Raw genomic sequence first — 15343 nt, 5'->3', positions numbered from 1 at the left:
TGTTTCGATAGACTTCTCTTCAGCGCCGGCCTCGCTCAAGCCGGCGTCTTCTCGTTTGGAGACCGGTGGTGATTTCGACTCTTCTCAACTATCGCCTCTACACGAACGACATGGCCAAGACGCTGGAGCGCTTGTCGAGCCAGGCGCAGGTCGAGCGCGACAAGGCCTATTACGACCAGAATATCGGCAAGGTCACATCGGTCGATCAGTTCCTCGGGAACTACAAGCTCTATTCCTATGCCATGAAGGCTTATGGTCTGGAGGATCAGATCAACGCCAAGGGCATCATGAAGAAGGTGCTTCAGAGCGACCTGACGGATTCCTCGTCCTTCGCCAACAAGCTGTCGGATCAGCGCTATCGCGACTTCGCGGCGGCCTTCAACTTCAATTCCGACACGACCCCGACCGCGCAGTCCACGTCGCAGACCGAGCGATTGGTCGAGGCCTATGCGGAGCGCGTCGATACGTCCGCGCCGATCGCGGCGAAGGCGACGAGCTATTACACCCAGAATATCGGATCGGTCAGCTCGATCGACGCTTTCGTGGCGGATCGTGGCCTTCTCGACGTCGCGTTGCGTGCGTCGGGCTTCTCCGACCCCAGCGCGATCTCGTCCGACTACGCCGCCTCGGTCCTGAAGGGTGACGTCAGCAATGGCGATGCCGCCTGGGCAACGCTGCGGACCCAGTTCAGCGCCGCTCCCACAGCCCCCGCCACAACGCGGACATGGATCGCCCAAACCGCTCAGATGGCGTCGAATACCGTCTATACCTACAATAACCTGACGGGCAACGCGACGAGCCCACAGGCCAAGCAGGCCAATATCGACTATCTCAATGCGTTCTTTTCGGCGAGCAACACGACCCAGACGGTTTCCGCGTTCACCAGCGACGAGCGTCTGCTGACCTTCGCGATGACGGCCATGGGCTCGGAGATCACCTACGCAGCGAGCGCGGCCGCGAGCTATCTTCAGAATCCGTCCTCTATTCCGAGCACGGTGTCCGATGTCGAGAAGGCGCGCTTCCAGGCGCTGCACGACGCATTGGGCGTTCAAAGCAACGGCACGATGTCGCCGCCCGCAACGAACGGGCTGGACAAGCTGATCACCGGCTATGGCAACAACTACAAGACGGCCTTCAACAAATCGGTCAATTTCGACACGACCGAGTTCAAAGCCGCGCTCGTGGACATCAAGTCCGTCACCGATCTGATGGCAACGTCTGCGGTTGACGGCAAGCGCCGCACGCTGAACTTCGTCTTGAAGGCGGTCGGCATTGATCCGGCGACGGCGAGCCTTACCAAGATTCGCGCTGTTCTGACCAGCGACCCGACGGACCCGAACAGCTATGTCTCCAGGCTGAAGGACGATCGCTACACCCAACTCGCAGCCGCCTTCAATTTCGATGAGAACGGCAAGCTGCGTCCCGAACGCCTGATCCAGGATGTGAGCGATCAGACCAAGATCGGCCAGCTCTATGCCGCGACTTTCGGCTCCAATCTGAGCAACGACAAGAAGGCCACCATCAAGGCCGACACCAAGGCCTATCTCGCCGCCGTCGGCTCAGCCGTTTCGCTGAACGATCTCCTGACCGACAAGAAGACGATCCAATATGCGCTGACCGCCTTCGGCGTGAAGAACAAGGATCTGTCGAAGGACGAGCTGAAGAAGATCCTGACCAGCGATCTCGGCGACCCGAAGAGCTACGCCAACACGCAAACCGACAAGGCCATCGCCAAGTTTGCCGCCGCGTTCAATTTCGAGACCGACGGCAGTGTGCGCAACAGCGAGACGGGCGGGCAGTCGGCCAAGGATCGTCTCGCCACCGACAAGCTCTACCTCCTGCAGAAGATGGAAGAGCAGGCCGGCGATACGAGCGAGGGCACCCGTCTGGCGCTCTACTTCCTGCGCAAGGCGCCGGGTCTGACCAGCTCCTATGGCATCCTCGCCGACAAGGCGCTCTATTCGGTGGTGCGCACCGCGCTCGCTCTGCCCGAGGGTATGGTGAACATGGATGTCGATCAGCAGGCTTCGATGCTGGACAAGAAGCTCAACGTGAAGGACTTCGCGGACGAGAAGAAGCTCGACAAATTCGTCGCCCGCTTCGCTGGCATGTACGACACCCAGAACGCCGACTCGTCCCCGTCCCCGATCCTCCAGCTGTTCGGTGGCTCTTCGGGCGGGTCGAACATCTTGAATTATCTCTGACGGCAGTCGCGGGTACTGACGATAGTCGCCAGCGAGGGAACAACGCTCTTGCTCGCGGCTTCCCATCCCAACACGGATGGGAGCCCTATGATGAGTGACAACGAACCGAACCGCCTGAACGACACCCGCCTCGATGCCGATGTCAGCGTTCTGGGCGATGATCGAGGCGGCGAACCCAAGGTTTCGCGCGTCGGCGGAGCCCCGGCTCCAGACGCGGCGGCGGGTCTGCGGGAGCAAACCGACAGCTCGCACGCGCAGCCCGAAGGCAACTCGGCGCAAGACGATCTCGAGCGCCAAAGGGCGACGGCGGACGCCCGACGCGATGTCGCGAGCCGTCTGCCGAAAAGCTGACCGGACCGATCCCGCCCTCGTTCAGGGCGAACTCTCTCGCAAAAGCCCGACGCCTGACCACGTCGGGCTTTTGCTGTTCCGATGCATGACAATTCGGGAATGGGGAGGGGACTTGTAGCCCAAGGAAAGCCGCGCCGATGGGGCGCTTGCACGCGTCCTGACTTTCGCTCTGGCGAAAAATCGTTAGAAAGCCGGATCAAGGCGAGCTCTATGCTCGTATCAATCCGTCCGTATCGCGCCTATTCGCAGGGTTCATCCGCTCATGAGCAACGACATCTTCATTCGCGAGGTGAACGAGGAGCTTCGCCAGGAGCGCGCCCGCGCCCTTTGGCTGCGCTATGGAACGATGGCCATCGTCGCCGCTGTCGTGATCGTGCTGGGTGTCGGCGGCTATGTCCTGTGGCAGCGCCATCTGCGCGGCGTCGAGGCGGCCGATGGCGACAAGCTTCTGTCGGCGACGACACTGATCGAAGATGGCAAGACCCAGGAGGGCCGTACGATCCTGGAGGGCCTGACGCAGACGGGCGTTGCCACCTATCCGGCGCTCGCGCGTCTCAGGCTGGCCGAACTGGATTTGGCGGATGATCCCGCCAAGGGCGTGGCCGCTTTCGACGCGATCGCCGGCGATGCGAGCGTTCCGCAGGATCTGCGCGACATGGCCGCGCTTCGCGCCGCCTACGCGCTGGTGGATCACGGGTCGCTGGCAGATGTGCGCCAGCGCGCCGAGCGCCTGACGACCGATGGCGAGCCGCTGCGCTACGGCGCGCGGGAGGCGATCGGCTTGGCGGCCTGGAAGGCAGGCGATGTCGATACGGCGCGCAGCTTCTTCACCGAACTCCAGGAGGATTTCGGCACCCCTGCCGGGATCAAGCGCCGCGCCGGGCTGATGGTGGAACTGATCGAAGCCGAGCATGGCGCCAAGGACGCGCCGGCCGCAGACGCGCCGGCCAAGCCCGTTGCCGACGATGCCGAGGCCAGCGAGGCTCAGAGCCCGCCGCAGCCGAGCGACGCGCCGCCCGCCGCCGCCAAACCCAACCAGCCCCCGGCCTGAACCGAAACAGGAGCGAGAACACTCTCATGGTGACCATCGCCATTATCGGACGGCCGAATGTCGGCAAGTCCACGCTCTTCAACCGTCTGGTCGGCCGCAAGCTGGCGCTGGTGGACGATCGTCCCGGTGTCACGCGCGATCGGCGCGAGGGTGACGCGACGCTGCAGGACCTGGAATTTCGTGTCATCGACACCGCCGGTCTGGAGGAGGCGAGCGCCGAATCCCTGGAAGGGCGTATGCGCGCCCAGACCGAGCGCGCCATCGACGACGCCGACCTGTCGCTCTTCGTGGTGGATGCCAAGGCCGGTATGACGCCGCAGGACGAAGTCTTCGGCGAGCTTCTGCGCCGCCGCGACAAGCCGGTGATTCTGGTGGCCAACAAGTCCGAGGCGCGGGGCTCCGACGCAGGCTTCTATGACGCCTTCAGCCTGGGGCTGGGCGAGCCCTGCGCCATTTCGGCCGAGCATGGCGAGGGCATGGCCGATCTGCGCCATGCGATCGTCGAGAAGCTCGGCATCGCGGCCTTCCGCGACGAGCGCGATGACGAGGATGGCGAAAGCGACGAGATCGAGTTCGACGAGGACGGCGAGCCCGTCCAGCGCTACGACGCCACCAAGCCGCTGAACATTGCGATCGTCGGCCGGCCCAATGCCGGCAAATCGACGCTGGTGAATCGTTTTCTGGGCGAAGATCGCCTGCTGACAGGTCCCGAGGCGGGCATCACACGCGATTCCATTTCCGTCGAATGGGAATGGCGTGGACGCCGCGTCAAGATGTTCGACACGGCCGGCCTTCGGCGGCGCGCCCGCGTTCAGGAAAAGCTCGAGAAGCTGTCGGTCGCCGACGCGCTGCGAGCCATGCGTTTTGCCGAAGTCGTGATCGTCGTGTTCGACGTGACCATCCCCTTCGAGAAGCAGGATCTGTCGATCGCCGACCTGATCGCGCGCGAAGGCCGCGCGCCGGTTCTGGCCTTCAACAAATGGGACCTCGTGGAGGATCGTCAGGCGGTTCTGGCCGACCTGCGCGAAAAGACCGATCGGCTCCTGCCGCAGATGCGCGGCGTCAAAGCCGTCACCGTGTCGGGCGAAACCGGCGACGGGCTGGACCGCCTGATGAAGGCCGTCGCGGAAACGCACGAGATCTGGAACAAGCGTGTCTCCACCGCCAAGCTCAACCAGTGGCTGGAGCGAATGGTGTCCCATCATCCGCCCCCGGCCGTGGCGGGGCGCCGCGTGAACATCAAATACATCACGCAGGTGAAGACCCGCCCACCGACCTTCGTTCTCTCGACCTCGCGTCCCGAGGCCGTCGGCACCGCCTATCTGCGCTACCTCATCAACGGGTTGCGCGAACAGTTCGGTCTGACGGGCATTCCGATTCGCATGACCATGCGCAAGTCGGACAATCCTTACGCGCATAAGGCGAAGAAGTTCTGAGGGCCGCTGGGCGTTAAAAGGGCAGTGGGCGTTGGTAAGGCGCTCTCTGCTCCCTCATGTCCGCCATTAACCACTCACTAAGGTTAATAGGAGATTGTCGGTTATCCCTGAAACCTTCGGGAAACCGACGATGGCTCCTGACGTCCGACCGCGCAAGCGTTGCCTCGCGCCTGCCGCACGCCGCCGCTTGGCTTTGCGCCGCGTGGTCGCGTCGTCAGTGCTGAGCCTCGCCTTCGCGCCGATCTTTCCTTCGCTCGCCCTATCGCCGACGCCCGCGCCGCTGGGCGATCTGGCTGCTTTGGTGTCGCCCGTTCCCGTGCCGGCCGCCCTGGCTCATGCGCTGGCTGTCCTGCCGCCGTCCGGCTCTGGCGATGCGCTCTATGTTCAGGACCCCAACCGCCGCATGGTCGCGGACAAGGGCGGGCGCGTCGCCGCCGCGCCCCTGCCGCCCGTGCAGCCCAAATTTGCCGCCGGCCAGATCGGCAGCGTCACCAGCCTTCTGCGGCCCGGTCTTGCAAAGGGGGACGAAACGATCCGCGAAGCGCTGGCGAAGCTGCCGGCCGATATGGCCCCGATTCAGATCGCCGCGAGCTTCGCCGTACCGGCCTCGCTCAAGCGGGGAGGGCAGGGGAGTAGCGCAAAGGGCGAGCGCGCCAACGTGGCGCTGGCTGCGCTTGCCGCGCCCGCACGAAACAGCCCTGCCTCCGTTTCGTCCGCGGCCGCCTATGCGGGAACCGATCGCCCCGCTTTGGCCAGCCTGTTCGACGCCGTTCTCGGACCTTCGCGCGGCTTCGTGCCGCCCAAGGGCGAGAACGACCATTCCTGGGTGGCGACGCCGCTGCCAGCCTCCGCCACCACGCCCTCCGAACAAACCTGCCTGGCGACGGCGATCTATTTCGAAGCGCGCGGCGAAACCGAGAAGGGGCAGGCCGCCGTTGCGCAGGTCGTGCTCAACCGGGTCCGCAATCCGGCCTATCCCAAGACGATCTGCGGCGTCGTGTATCAGAATCAGGACTGGTTCGGTCGATGCCAGTTTTCCTTCGCCTGCGATGGGGTGAAGGACATCATCTGGAACAAGCCTGCCTACGCGCTGGCCGAGCGAATCGCTCGCCAGACGACGAACGGCGAAATCTGGCTCCCCGAAGTGGGCTCGGCCACGCATTACCACGCAACCTACGTCCACCCGCGCTGGGCAAAGACGATGGAGAAGGTCGACAAGATCGGCCTTCACATCTTCTACCGGACCTTCGGTGGGGGCTGGCGCTAGCCAGCCCTCTTCGTTTCAGCGTGAGAATGCTTATGTTCGAGAGACGCGCGCCGGGAAGCTCGGCGAACACGCAAACTTGAACCGCCTTCGTTTCGCCACTTCCGGGAGGAAACGATGCGCCCTGTGGAACCGATGTCGATGAGCGATCCCCATTCCCGAAGCGACGCGGAACTGGCCGCAGATCACCGCAAGCTGCAGGAGCGGATCGCCAAGTTGAAGGCGGCGACCGCCGAAGAGCCCGTGCCCGAACAGGGCCAGGCGAGCATGCAGGGCATGGCGAAAGGCCTTAAGATCGCCAGCGAATTCATTGCCGGCATCATGGTCGGCGGGGCGATCGGATACGGGATCGATCGATTTTTCGGCACCACGCCGTTTGGGATCATCATCTTCCTGATGCTGGGCTTTGCGGCGGGTGTTCTCAACGTGGTTCGCTCGGCGCAGGGCGAAACAGGGCCTCCTCCCGGAGCCTGAACGAGAGATCGTTCGGAAAGGACAGGTGCAATTCGACGTCAGGGAGTTGCGAAGCGCGGAACGGGACGCTATGGCAGTGGCGCTCTCAAAGGGCTCCGCATTAAGAGGACCAGACGTTTTGGCGAACGATCCGCTTCACCAGTTCCAGATTTCTCGGCTCGTTCCGATCGAGATCGGCGGCCTTGATCTGTCGTTCACCAACTCGTCGCTGTTCATGGTGGCGACCGTCGCCGTCGCGACCGGCTTCCTGTATTGGTCGACGCGTGGTCGCGGTCTCGTTCCGAACCGCGCCCAGTCGGTCTCCGAACTCTCCTACGAGTTCATCGCGAAGATGCTGCGCGACGCCACCGGCTCGCACGGAATGCAGTTCTTCCCCTTCGTGTTCTCGCTGTTCCTGTTCATCCTGACGGCCAACCTGATCGGGATGTTCCCCTATTTCTTCACCGTCACCAGCCATCTGATCGTGACCTTCGCCCTGGCGTTGCTCGTGATCGGAACCGTCGTCGTCTACGGCATTCGCCATAACGGCCTCGGCTGGTTCAAGGTCTTCGTGCCGTCGGGCGTTCCGGGCGCCGTTATGCCCTTCGTGGTGCTGATCGAGGTCATCTCGTTCCTGTCGCGCCCGATTTCGCTCTCGGTTCGTCTCTTCGCCAACATGCTGGCGGGGCACATCACGCTCAAGGTCTTCGCCGGTTTCGTGGTTTCCATGGGAAGCCTCGGTGCGGTCGGCGTCGTTGGCGCACTTCTGCCGATGCTGATGACGGTCGGCATCACCGCGCTCGAATTCCTTGTCGCCTTCCTGCAGGCTTACGTCTTCGCGATCCTGACCTGCATGTACCTCAACGACGCGGTTCACGTTCACCACTGACCGCTCCGTCCTTTCGCGGTCGCTCAGGCCTGCGAATCCTACCCCCGCACGATCCAACCAAAGGAGTTCTCCATGGACGCGGAAGCTGCACGTTACATCGGCGCTGGTCTCGCTTGCTTCGGCATGGCCGGCACCGCTCTCGCGCTCGGCAACATCTTCTCGAGCTTCCTCTCGGGTGCCCTGCGCAACCCGTCGGCTGCTGATGGCCAGTTCGGCCGTCTCGTGTTCGGCTTCGCCGTGACGGAAGCTCTCGGCATTTTCTCGCTCCTGATCGCGCTCCTGCTGCTCTTCGTCTAAGCACGCGCTTCAAGGGATTGTGCAGCCGGCCGCCCCTGCTGGGGCGGCCGGACCCGTATCATCGGAGTCCGACATGTTCGTCACTCAGGCATTAGCCCAGGTCCAATCCCCAGATGCAGGTCCGACCCTGATGGAAACCCCCGTTCCGCCGACCGGCGAAGCGATCGCAGTCGATCCCGGCCACCACGAGGAAGCCGGCTTCCCGCCGATGAATCCCGAATTCTTCGCGTCCCAGATCCTGTGGCTCGCGATCACGTTCGGCGTGTTCTACTACGTCATCTCGAAGACGATCGTGCCGCGCATCTCCACCGTTCTGGAGAATCGCCGCGACCGGATCGCTCTGGATCTCCAGGCCGCCGAACGTATGCAGGCCGACGCCGACGAGGCGCAGGCCGCCTATGAGCAGGAACTCGCGTCCGCTCGCAAGAATTCCACGCGCATCGCCACCGAGGCCCGCGACACGGCTCGCGCCGACGCCGATGCGCAGCGCAAGACGATCGAGGCCGATCTCGATTCCCGTTTGAGTGCGGCTCAGGCGCGCATCGAAGAGGTGAAGGTCCGCGCGCTCGCCGAGGTCGATACGATCGCGGAAGACGCCGCCGAGGCGATCCTGACCGATCTGGCCGGCCTGAACGTGTCTCGCGAGGACGTCGCGCGCGCCGTCCGTTCCGTTCGTTCCTAAGAGGGCGTCGTCATGGCTTTCGACAATACGTTCTGGGCTCTTGTCGGCCTGATCCTGTTCCTCGCGCTCGTCATGTATCTGGGCGCGCCGGCGATGATGACGAAGGCGCTCGACAAGCGCGCCGCGCAGATCCGCAACGAGATCGACGAAGCACGCCAGCTCAAGGAAGAGGCCAAGCAGCAGCTTGCCGAATACCAGCGCCGCCGCCGCGAGGCCGAGGCCGAGGCGCAGGATATCCTCGCCATGGCGCAGCGCGAAGCCGACGCCATCGTCAACGAAGCCCGCGTCAAGAGCGAGGAGTATGTCGCTCGTCGCACGCAGGTCGCCGAGCAGAAGATCGCCCAGGCGGAAGCCGAAGCCGTTTCCGAGGTTCGTGCCCGCGCCGTCAACATCGCGATCGACGCCGCCACGCAGCTGATGGTGGAGCGCAACGTCGCCGCCGACCCGCGCGTCATCGACCAGTCGATCGCGGAAGTCCGCCGCCGTCTCAACTGACGCTGGCCGCACAATTCGAATGATTTGAAAGGTCGGCGCGAGCCGGCCTTTTTTGTTGCGCTAGGTCCATGGCCGGCTCCGAGCAGGTGTGCGCCTTCTCTATGGTGGACGTCGATTTTTGCAGGAGGTTGCGAGGCACCGCGCTTTACAACAACGCCCGGACGGGGCCGAACGTCCGGCGATGATGCGGCCCCGGGCCGTGGACTTTGAGCGCTTCGACATGAGCGGCCGTGGGGTAGCCCATATGCTGGCGAAACCCGTAGCGCGGGTCGCAGGTACAAAGCTCCGTCATAATCCGATCTCGCGTCACCTTGGCGACGATGGACGCGGCCGCGATGGAAAGGCACAGCGCGTCCCCGCCGATCAAAGCCGTTGCGGCGACCAGGCAGCCGGTAGGAATGTCCCGCCCGTCGACCAGAACATGGTTCGGCTCGTTGGCGAGCGCCGAGATTGCGCGGCGCATGGCGAGGAACGTCGCTTGCCGAATGTTCACGTGGTCGATCTCGGCGGCGCTGGCCGTCCCGATGCCGACTTCGGCATCCGCGAGAATGGCTTCGAACAGTTCTTCGCGCTGCCTGGCGCCGAGCTTCTTGGAATCGTCGAGACCAGCCGGGATGCGATCTGGCCGGAGAACCACGGCCGCCGCGACGACGGGGCCGGCCAGAGGGCCACGACCGGCCTCGTCCACGCCGGCGATCCGGCCACCACCACCCTGATGCCACGCGGCTTCGCGCGAGAAGTCAGGGCCGGGCGGCTTGGTGCGCGCCGGGCGAGGGGAGGATAGGGAGGGAGAATCGGAGGAACGGCGAGCCATGGTGCGGCGAGACTCGCTCATTCTCCGATTCTCCTCAAGCTCGCGAACCAAGGTGCGGATGGTGCACGAGCGATCCGGCGTCGGGGACATACGCCGGAAGATGGGCTCTGGCTTCAAAGCCGTTCCGGATGCACCGGAGCGCCGATGGGGATTGAAGCTCTGGCGCGGTCTGCGGTAGCCGAGCCGTTGGCGTAGGACGCCGGCTCCCGCGAATGCTCAGACGGGTGCAAGCCTTACAGCAAGGACAGTTGAACACCGGCACCCTTCGGCGCCTTGAACAGATCGGTGCGCAGCTGCGTGCGTTCGAGATTGAGATGGAAGCGACGCGCGGCCATCTCGAACCGATGCTTGATCTGCGTGGCATAGGGACCGCCGCCGGTCATGCGCTTGCCCCATTCGGGATCGTAATCCTTACCGCCGCGCATGGAGCGCAACAGAGACAAGACGTGGCGATACCTGTCGGGATAGTGCTGAAGCAGCCAGTCCTTGAAGAGCGGCGCGACCTCCAGCGGCAGACGCAGAAGCACGTAACCGACTTCCCGCGCCCCGGCCTCCGAAGCGGCTTCCAGAAGCCGCTCAATCTCCGAATCCGTCAGACCAGGAATAATGGGCGCGGTCATCACCATGGTGGGAATGCCGGCCTTGGTCAGCTCACGCACTGCTTCCAGCCGCTTTGTGGGTGTCGCCGCGCGAGGCTCCATGGTGCGGGCCAGACGCCGATCCAGCGTCGTGATCGATACGGCCACCTTGGCCAGTCCCTTTGCGGCCATGCGCGAGAGGATGTCGAGATCGCGCAGCACGAGCGCTGACTTGGTGACAATGCCGACCGGATGGTTGGCCGCCTCCAACACTTCCAGCATCTGCCGCATGATCCGGCGTTCGCGCTCAATCGGCTGATAAGGATCGGTGTTGGTGCCGATGGCGATCGGTCGGACCTCGTAGCCGGTCTTGGCGATCTCTTCTTCCAGAAGTTCCGCCGCGTTCGGCTTGGCGAAGAGCTTGGTCTCGAAATCAAGGCCCGGCGACAGGCCGACATAGCTGTGCGTCGGCCGCGCGAAGCAATAGATGCAGCCGTGCTCGCAGCCGCGATAGGGGTTTACCGAGCGGTCGAAGGAGATGTCGGGCGAGGAATTGCGCGTGATGACGCTGCGCGCCATCTCGGTCTGCACTTCGGTCTTAAGGCTCGGCAACTCGTCCAACGAGGACCAGCCGTCATCGAAGGCCGAGCGCGCGAAGGGCTCGAAACGTCCTGTCGGGTTCAGGCCCGCCGCGCGGCCGCGCCGACGCTCGAACCCGATGCGCAGACCGGACTGAGCCACCACATGCTGGGCCATGTCGATGCCGTCGCGCTGCGAGAAGGCGATGCGGTCGGCGGTGTTGATCTCGTGCATGGGACAACCTTCCGTCCGGTTGTTCGCGTTGTGACCATAGTCCTATTCATCATTTGAGAACATTTCAAGAACAAACTTCGCAACCTCTGAATCGCTGGTCACGCCCGCGCGTGTCGGCTATGGCGATGGACCATGCTGAGCGTTCTGGTTTTCGATGCCGACGAGCCGATGGACCTGACCATCACCCTATCCTCCCTCGTGGCGGGGGTGGTGGAGGGCGTGCTGCGAGAGGTTGTCGTGGTGGAGCCGCAGGGCGAAGCCGCGCTGAAGGTGGCCGACCACGCGGGATGCTCCGTCCACTCCCGTGCGGAGCTTGGGCATACACCGCTGGCTCTGAAGGGGGATTGGCTGATCCTGATGCGCGCGGGCGACCGCCTGCCCGCCAACTGGCCCGAGCGGGCCACCCGCCATGGCGAGGATCAGTCACGGGCGAAAACGCCGCGGGGCGGACGCTTCGTTCTGCCCACGCGCGAGGCGAGGGGATGGCGTCGATGGCTGGCACGGCGCCAAAGCGCTTATCTCGTGCCGAAGGCCCATGCGATGTCGCGCCTCTCGGCGGGCGCCCCTTGGCAGGGCGTTGCCAAAGGCATCGGCCTAGACCGTTTGGCTGATCGCGAGGCCTAAGCGGACGCGCCGCCCGTGCGCCGCAGGTGCTCGTCCAGACGCGGCATGATTTCCACGAAATTGCAGGGCTTGTGCCGATAGTCGAGCTGGGCTTTCAGAATATGGTCCCAGGCGTCGCGGCAGGCGCCGGGGGAGCCTGGCAGCACGAAGACGAACGTGGCGTTCACCACGCCGCCCGTCGCACGGGACTGGATGGTCGAGACGCCGATCTTCTCGAAGGAGACGCGGTGGAACACGGCGGAGAACCCGTCCATCCGCTTTTCGAAGATAGGCTCCAGCGCCTCGGGCGTCACGTCGCGGCCGGTGAAGCCGGTTCCCCCGGTGGTGATCACCACATCCACCTGCGCGTCGCGCGACCAGCCGAGAACCGTGTCGCGGATGGCGTCGCGATCATCGGGTACGATGGCGCGGGCGGCGAGGCGATGGCCGGCCTCCTCCAGCCGGGCCACCAACGTGTCGCCCGACTTGTCGTCCGCGAGGGTTCGCGTGTCGGAGACGGTGAGAATGGCGATGCCGAGCGGAAGGAATTCTCGGTCCGGCGATGTCATCACGCCTCCCCCATCGGCTGGATTTCGGTGGCCGCGACCCACCAATGCGGCTGGCGCGTTCGCAGCCTCGTCGCCGCCGCATCCGCCTGGCTTGTATTTTCGAACAGAGCGAAGACCGTGGCCCCCGAGCCGGACATGCGCTGAAACGCCGCGCCCTCATCGGCCAGCGCGCGGGACACGGCGGCGATCTCGGGCACGATGCGCAGGGCCGGCGCTTCCAGATCGTTTCGCGTGTCTCGGAGGTAGGAGACGAGCTGCTCGAGATCGGCGAAGCCGCCCGCCGGCAGCGCGGGCAGGGGGGGATTGTCGCGCCTCTCCAAGCCGGAGAAAGCCGCCGGCGTCGAGACCGGCGCGCCGCAATTCACCAGGACCATGGCAAACCGGCCGAGGCGCGCGACCGGGGCCGAGACTTCGCCTATGCCGCGCACGCGGGCCGCACGGCCGGCCCAGCACATAGGCACATCGGCCCCGAGGCTCAGACACTCCGCCGACAGCCTGTCCGCCAGCACGGGATAGGCATCGGCGATCCAGCGCAGAAGCGCCGCCGCGTCCGCCGAGCCGCCACCGATGCCGGAGGAAAGCGGCAGGTTCTTCTGGAGATGGATGTGAACAGGGGGGAGATCGATCCCGACGCGCGCGGCCAGCGAGCGTGCCAGATCCAGCGCGCGCAGAACGAGATTGCCGCGATCGAGCGGCAGGCCGGCGGCAAAAGGGCCCTCGATCGTCAGCTGATCCTGATCGGCCGGGGTGATGGTCAGATGGTCGCCGTCCCGTGCGAAGACGACGAGACTGTCGAGGTCATGATAGCCGTTCTCGCGCCGACCGGTGACATGCAGCGCGAGATTGACCTTGGCGGGGGCCGAGACCGCTCCGCCAAGAGCGGCGCGGTGAGCTGCGAGCGCGTCCACGCCCCCGCTCAGTTCGGCTGCGTGGCCGCCGGGGCCTCGTTGGCTGCGCGCTGGGCGGCGGGCGGCTCATTGGCGGAGGCCGGCGACACGGCGTCGAGGCCTTCTGCGAGCTTGCGCTTGATCGTATCGACCTGCGCCTGCTCGGGCTTGGGCTCGCCCGTGAGGGCACGGTTCCATTGGAACTTGGCCTCGCGGGTGCGTCCGACGCGCCAATAGGCGTCGCCCAGATGGTCGTTGATGGTCGGATCGGCCGGGGTCAGGAGAATGGCCCGCTCCAGCTGCTCCACCGCGTCGGGATAGCGACCCAGGCGGTAATAGGCCCAGCCGAGCGAGTCGATGATATAGCCGTCGTTGGGGCGCAGATCGACGGCGGTGCGGATCATGTTCAGCCCCTCGTCGAGGTTCTTGTTCATGTCCACCCAGCTATAGCCGAGATAGTTCAGCACCTGCGGCTGGTCGGGCGAAAGCTCCAGCGCCTTCTTGAAGTCGGGCTCGGCCTTGTCCCATTCCTTCAGGCGCTCATAGGCGATGCCGCGCTGGTAATAGATGTTCCAGAGATTGGGCGCGTCCTTGGGCGCCAGTTCCAGCGCGCGGTCGAGAAGCTTCACCGCCTCGCCATAGGATTTGTCGGCGGCCAGCACGTCGGCAAAGGCCAGATGCGCCTGAAGGTCGTTGGGGTAGTCCTTCACGGCCTTGCGAAGATGATCCTTGGCCTGATCCTTGCGGTCGGCCTGCCAGAGGTCGAGGCCCATCTGAAGCTCGGCCGTGCGGTGATAGGGCGAAGCCTTGGGGATCTGCGCGTAATAGGACAGCGCGAGGTCGATCTGCTGCGTGCGATCGGCGACGCCGGCCAGCGCCGTCAGAAGCTTCGGATTGGGCGTCGGCGACACGGCCTTGGCGAACTGGAAGTAGAGAAGCGCCACGTCCTGCCCGTCGCCCCGGTTGATGGCCTGACCGAGAATATAGAGCGTTTCAGCCGCGCCTTCCTGGGCGCTTTCGATGGGCGCGGCGATCTTCTTGCCGGCCTCGACCTCGCTGCGCAGCTGCGTCAGCGGCTCGTAGCCGGGGGCGAGTTCCAAGCCCTTGTCGATGGCAGCCAGCGCATCGGCCTTCTTGCCGGCGCGCGCTTCCAGGCGGCCGAGCGCCTCGGCACTGGCAAGGAAGGCGTCCACCGAGGTCTGCGCCGAGGCCTGATCGGAGATGACGCTGTTCAGCGCCGTGCGCGCGGCCGGCAGGTTGCCGGCGAGGCCTGCGAGGAGACCGGCCTGATACTGGTTGAACACGGAGAACCAAGAGGCACCCGAGAGACCTTGAATACGCGCCAGCGCCTCGCGCGAGCGACCGGCGCCAAGCTCGGCCCAGGCCGAGAGATGGCCGATCAGCAGCGTGTCGAGGTCGCTCGTGTCTTCCAGCTTGAGCTGGCCGATGGCCGCATCGAAGCGGCTGGAGCGCAGCGCATCGAGCGCCAGTGCGATATGGGCGACCTTGCCGACATCTTCGTTGCCCGCCAGCTTGGTGGCGAGCTTTACGCCTTCCGCGAAGCGCCCGTCCGCGAGATAGGCGAACATCGCCTCCTGCTGGAGTGTTTCGGAATTGGGGTCGAGCGATAGCGCCTTGGCGTAGTAATCCGCCGCGATGTCGGGCTGGCGGTTCTCGCGCGCCTGCTTGGCGGCGAGATAGGCGCCCGAAAGGGTGTTCACCTCGATCGGCGGCTTGCCGCTGGCGGCGGCCGGAGCCGGCTCGACCTTCTTCGCCTGCGCTTCGGCCACGCCGATCGCCATCATCGAGGCCGCGAGGGCTGCCGCCAGAGCGATCCGCGAAATGCGCGATGTATCCACGTCGAATTCCTTTGCGAAGGACGAAAGCGGCCCGAAGCGGCCGTCGCAGGCGAGACCTCTAAAGATCGTCGCCGCTGAGCGGGCAGCAAGCGCCGACC

At 64.9% G+C, this 15343-nt stretch carries 16 protein-coding genes; 11 read left to right on the top strand and 5 right to left on the bottom strand.

The features are described from left to right. The first annotated feature begins 68 nt into the window (after nt 1–68). The 10 genes from AUL28_RS05120 (at nt 69) to AUL28_RS05075 (ending at nt 9122) form a co-directional block, all read left to right on the top strand. Nucleotides 69–2204: a DUF1217 domain-containing protein gene (locus tag AUL28_RS05120; RefSeq protein WP_062230893.1), complete on the top strand. Its 2136-nt coding sequence runs from the start codon at nt 69–71 to the stop codon at nt 2202–2204. A 90-nt stretch (nt 2205–2294) separates the two neighbouring features. Further along, complete coding sequence (locus AUL28_RS05115; protein ID WP_153003775.1) at nt 2295–2555, top strand: hypothetical protein; 261 nt, start codon at nt 2295–2297, stop codon at nt 2553–2555. A gap of 262 nt (nt 2556–2817) precedes the next feature. Continuing rightward, nucleotides 2818–3606 carry a tetratricopeptide repeat protein gene (locus AUL28_RS05110; protein WP_192843403.1) on the top strand — a complete coding sequence of 263 codons (789 nt, stop codon included), beginning with the start codon at nt 2818–2820 and terminating at the stop codon, nt 3604–3606. 26 nt (nt 3607–3632) lie between these two features. Next, nucleotides 3633–5042, top strand: a complete 1410-nt coding sequence (gene der / locus AUL28_RS05105; protein WP_058600892.1) for a ribosome biogenesis GTPase Der — start codon at nt 3633–3635, stop codon at nt 5040–5042. Between the two features lie 130 nt (nt 5043–5172). Continuing rightward, entirely contained in the window at nt 5173–6309 is a 1137-nt protein-coding gene (locus AUL28_RS05100; protein WP_062230892.1) for a cell wall hydrolase, read from the top strand. A 138-nt stretch (nt 6310–6447) separates the two neighbouring features. Continuing rightward, nucleotides 6448–6780 (top strand): AtpZ/AtpI family protein, encoded by a 333-nt coding sequence (locus tag AUL28_RS05095; RefSeq protein WP_244493417.1) that lies wholly within the window; start codon nt 6448–6450, stop codon nt 6778–6780. Between the two features lie 118 nt (nt 6781–6898). Continuing rightward, entirely contained in the window at nt 6899–7648 is a 750-nt protein-coding gene (locus tag AUL28_RS05090) for a F0F1 ATP synthase subunit A (RefSeq protein WP_062230891.1), read from the top strand. Between the two features lie 72 nt (nt 7649–7720). Then, nucleotides 7721–7945: a F0F1 ATP synthase subunit C gene (locus AUL28_RS05085; RefSeq protein ID WP_058600889.1), complete on the top strand. Its 225-nt coding sequence runs from the start codon at nt 7721–7723 to the stop codon at nt 7943–7945. Between the two features lie 73 nt (nt 7946–8018). Then, nucleotides 8019–8627, top strand: coding sequence for a F0F1 ATP synthase subunit B (locus tag AUL28_RS05080; protein WP_058600888.1), 609 nt, complete (start codon nt 8019–8021; stop codon nt 8625–8627). Nucleotides 8628–8639: 12 nt separating this feature from the next. After that, a complete protein-coding gene (locus tag AUL28_RS05075; RefSeq protein WP_058600887.1) occupies nt 8640–9122 on the top strand; it encodes a F0F1 ATP synthase subunit B family protein in 483 nt (160 codons plus the stop codon). Nucleotides 9123–9267: 145 nt separating this feature from the next. Here AUL28_RS05075 and AUL28_RS05070 read toward each other — a convergent pair whose 3' ends face one another. Together AUL28_RS05070 and AUL28_RS05065 are read right to left on the bottom strand one after the other, a co-directional pair. After that, nucleotides 9268–9957 (bottom strand): ribonuclease HII, encoded by a 690-nt coding sequence (locus AUL28_RS05070; protein ID WP_082640266.1) that lies wholly within the window; start codon nt 9955–9957, stop codon nt 9268–9270. A gap of 212 nt (nt 9958–10169) precedes the next feature. Further along, nucleotides 10170–11327, bottom strand: a complete 1158-nt coding sequence (locus tag AUL28_RS05065; protein ID WP_058600886.1) for a PA0069 family radical SAM protein — start codon at nt 11325–11327, stop codon at nt 10170–10172. 132 nt (nt 11328–11459) lie between these two features. Between AUL28_RS05065 and AUL28_RS05060 the strand changes: the two genes are divergently transcribed. Next, nucleotides 11460–11951, top strand: coding sequence for a hypothetical protein (locus tag AUL28_RS05060; RefSeq protein ID WP_062230890.1), 492 nt, complete (start codon nt 11460–11462; stop codon nt 11949–11951). Here AUL28_RS05060 and moaB read toward each other — a convergent pair. From moaB to AUL28_RS05045, 3 genes are read right to left on the bottom strand one after another with little or no spacing between them, the layout of a single operon-like run. Further along, nucleotides 11948–12499 (bottom strand): molybdenum cofactor biosynthesis protein B, encoded by a 552-nt coding sequence (gene moaB, locus AUL28_RS05055; RefSeq protein WP_062230889.1) that lies wholly within the window; start codon nt 12497–12499, stop codon nt 11948–11950. The two genes, AUL28_RS05060 and moaB, sit on opposite strands and share 4 nt — an antisense overlap. After that, a complete protein-coding gene (locus tag AUL28_RS05050) occupies nt 12499–13407 on the bottom strand; it encodes a 4-(cytidine 5'-diphospho)-2-C-methyl-D-erythritol kinase (protein WP_062230888.1) in 909 nt (302 codons plus the stop codon). The genes moaB and AUL28_RS05050 overlap by 1 nt, the downstream gene beginning before the upstream one ends. An 8-nt stretch (nt 13408–13415) precedes the next feature. After that, entirely contained in the window at nt 13416–15245 is a 1830-nt protein-coding gene (locus AUL28_RS05045) for a tetratricopeptide repeat protein (protein ID WP_058600882.1), read from the bottom strand. Nucleotides 15246–15343 lie beyond the last annotated feature (98 nt).

It is taken from the genome of Aureimonas sp. N4 (assembly GCF_001463925.1).
GTDB classification, from domain to species: domain Bacteria; phylum Pseudomonadota; class Alphaproteobacteria; order Rhizobiales; family Rhizobiaceae; genus Aureimonas; species Aureimonas ureilytica_A.
The sequence above is the reverse complement of the archived record's forward strand: the minus strand, read 5'-3'. Positions and strand labels throughout refer to the sequence as shown.